The organism is Bryocella sp., from assembly GCF_058498515.1.
Genome location: NZ_JBMHYI010000072.1, coordinates 1 through 2,995, shown reverse-complemented (window position 1 = coordinate 2,995; position 2,995 = coordinate 1). Strand labels below are relative to the sequence as shown.

The 2,995-nt window shown below is 64.9% G+C and carries 1 protein-coding gene; it reads right to left on the bottom strand.

The window, feature by feature from the left end:
• Positions 1 to 370: 370 nt before the first annotated feature.
• Positions 371 to 2,725 carry a polyphosphate kinase 1 gene (ppk1, locus tag AC5E6W_RS22050; RefSeq protein WP_491754506.1) on the bottom strand — a complete coding sequence of 785 codons (2,355 nt, stop codon included), beginning with the start codon at positions 2,723 to 2,725 and terminating at the stop codon, positions 371 to 373.
• Positions 2,726 to 2,995 lie beyond the last annotated feature (270 nt).

The window sequence follows — 2,995 nt, the reverse complement described above, 5'->3', positions numbered from 1 at the left end:
TCATCGCAGGCTGACAACGCTTGATACCCTGTCCCATGGCTGGTCTCCTTCTGCACCCTCGAGTGCGTACGGAAAGCCTAGCTCCTCCGTGAGGCCAGCCGTCTCATCCCATCTAAAGCCGCATGGATGCTTGCTGTGGATTGTCACGGCTGAAGCCGTGACCTGCCGTCCGTGCCAATTGACCAGAGGTCGATTGCGTGGTGAGGCCGCAGTTCGCGGATGGAATGGGGCGGGCCTTCAGCTCTCTGGTTGAAGGACGTGCAGTTTGCCGCTGCGGGGAAGCAGGTTTCTCCACTACGCGGGACGATGAAGCTGTCTCGCTTCGGTCGAAATGACACATCTTCGGTAGTGAGGAATGCGTCGATACAACCTAGCGCGTGGGGGCCTTGCGGGGGGCGCGTGGGGCTGCGGGAGTGGATCCGGCTGGAGCGGGGTTTGATGAGGTTGTGGAGGTCTGGGTCTGGGCGTGGGAGAGCTGCATGAGCCAGTCCTGGGCGCTGAAGGCTGAACCTCCGCGGGGTGCGCGGACGTAGCTTCCATCGGCCTTGAGCAGCCGAGCCTTTACGTTGTCGCGGAGATAGGCTTCGAGGATCTCTTCGCGGAGACGGCGCTTGAGCTCGGGTTCCTGGACGGGGAAGACGACCTCGCAGCGCTCGTAGAGGTTGCGTCCCATCCAGTCCGCGCTGCCGGCGAAGACTTGTTCGTCGCCGCCGTTGGAGAACCAGAAGATGCGGCTGTGTTCGAGGAAGCGGCCGACGATGGAGCGGACGCGGATGTGGTCGCTGAGGCCGGGGACGCAGGCGCGCAGGGAGCACATGCCGCGGATGATGAGGTCGATTTCGACGCCGGCCTGGGAGGCTGCGTAGAGAGCATCGACGGTCTTGCCGTCGAGCAGGGCGTTCATCTTGGCGATGATGCGGGCGGGACGGCCGGCGCGTGCGTGCTTGGTCTCGCGCTCGATGAGGGCGAGGACATCCGCGGCGAGAGTGATGGGCGAGACCAGCAGCGGGCGATAGCTCTTGCTGCCGGTGGCCCATTCGGCGGTGAGATAGCGGAAGACGTGCTGCACGGCGTCGGTGATCTCGGGACGGCAGGTGAGCAGGCTGATGTCGGTGTAGAAGCGCGAGGTGACCGGGTTGTAGTTGCCGGTGCCGAGGTGCGCGTAGCTGCGGATGGTGTTGTCGGGGTCGCGGCGGACGAGCAGCGAGAGCTTGCAGTGGGTCTTGAGGCCGAAGATGCCGTGGAAGACCTGCACGCCGGCGTCTTCTAGCTCGCGCGCCCAGCGGATGTTGGAGGCTTCGTCGAAGCGGGCCATGAGCTCGACGACGACGGTGACGTCCTTGGTGGCTCCGGCTTCCTTGAGGGCACGGAAGATGGCGGAGTCGGCGCTGGTGCGGTAGAGGGTCTGCTTGATGGCGATGACGCGTGGGTCGAGCGTGCCGCCTTCGATGAAGCTCTCGACCGTGTTGTAGCTGTCGAAGGGATGATGGAGGAGGATGTCGCCCTGGCGGATGAGGGAGAAGATGTCCTTGCTGTCGGTGACGCGGATGCGGCGGCCGTGGAACTCGGGGAACTTGAGGTCGGGCTTCTGCACGGCGCTGTAGACAGCCATGAGGCGCGTGAAGTTGACCGGGGCGTCGATGTGGAAGACCTGCCAGGGGTCGAGCTCGAAGTTGGTGCGGAGGCGCTCGACGATGACATCGTCGGCGCTGGATTCGATCTCGAGACGGACGACGTCGCCCTTGCGGCGGTTGTGGAGCTCTTCGCGGACGGACTCGAGGACGCTGCGGCTTTCTTCCTCTTCCATGTAGAGGTTGGAGTTGCGGGTGACGCGGAAGCTGGCGCGGCTAACGATGCGATAGCCGCGGAACATGCCTTCGAGGTGCGAGGCGATGAGCTCGTCGAGGAGGAGGAAGTCGCGCGTGCTCCCGGTGGAGGGGAGTGCCAGGAGGCCAGGCAGTGAGCGGGGAATTGTCACGACGCCAAGCACGTTGGGCGAAGGGCTGCGGCTTTTGCGCTTGTGCTGCAGGAGCAGCGCGAGGGACATCGCCTTGTTGAGTACGCGGGGGAAGGGATGCGAGGGGTCGATGGTGACGGGGGTCAGCATCGGATCGATCTCGTCGTGGAAGAAGCGGGTGGCGAAGCGGCGCTGGGATTCGGTGGCCTGCTTCCAGCTGACGAGGCGAATGCCGGCTTCGTCCAGTGCGGGCACGAGGACCTTGTTCCAGATGCGGCATTGGTCGTCGTGGAAGCGATGGAGGACGTCGGCGAGGCGTACGAGGCGCTGCCGCGGCGTGAGGCCATCTTCGTCGGGCTTCTGCGGGAGGCCTTCGTCTTCTTCGAGCTGCTGCAGCTGGCCGGCGACGCGGATCTCGATGAACTCATCGAGATTGCTGGCGGTGATGGCGAGGAACTTGATGCGCTCGAGGACAGGGTTGGCGGGGTCGCTGGCTTCTTCGAGCACGCGGCGGTTGAAGAGCATCCAGCTCTCGTCGCGGTTGTAGTAGCGGCTGGTGGGGGAGATGGCGGGAGTGGTCGCTCTGGCGGATGGGGCGGCTTTCGCGGGAGCTGCCTTGGCGGCGGCTTTGACCGCGCGGTGCGGGGTTGCGGGCTGCGCGGCGGCCTTCTTTGCGACGGTGGAGGGCTGCCTGGTTCGTGCCGACTGGGGTGCGTGTGTTTTGGTCGACGTCTTCTTCGCGGCCGTTGCCTTTTCGTCCGTTGCCATGGATTACGAGAGTAAACGAGTCGCCGCCGGGGCGCGTGAACATGAGGTCAAGCGTGGCAGCGGATGTGCGAGGAGCCGTGGGAGTTACCGGGCAACTGCGGCGGAGATTCCGCGGGGCGCGTCACCCTTTCCCCGGCCGATATTTGAGTGTGTAGAAGGCACCGAAGAGGAGCAGGAGCAGTCCCCACCAGAAGGTGGGGTGGAAGGCGATGAGCCAGGGGAGGGCTTGTTCGTTGGGCGGAGGGTGGTGGGTGATCCACTCCCACGCGC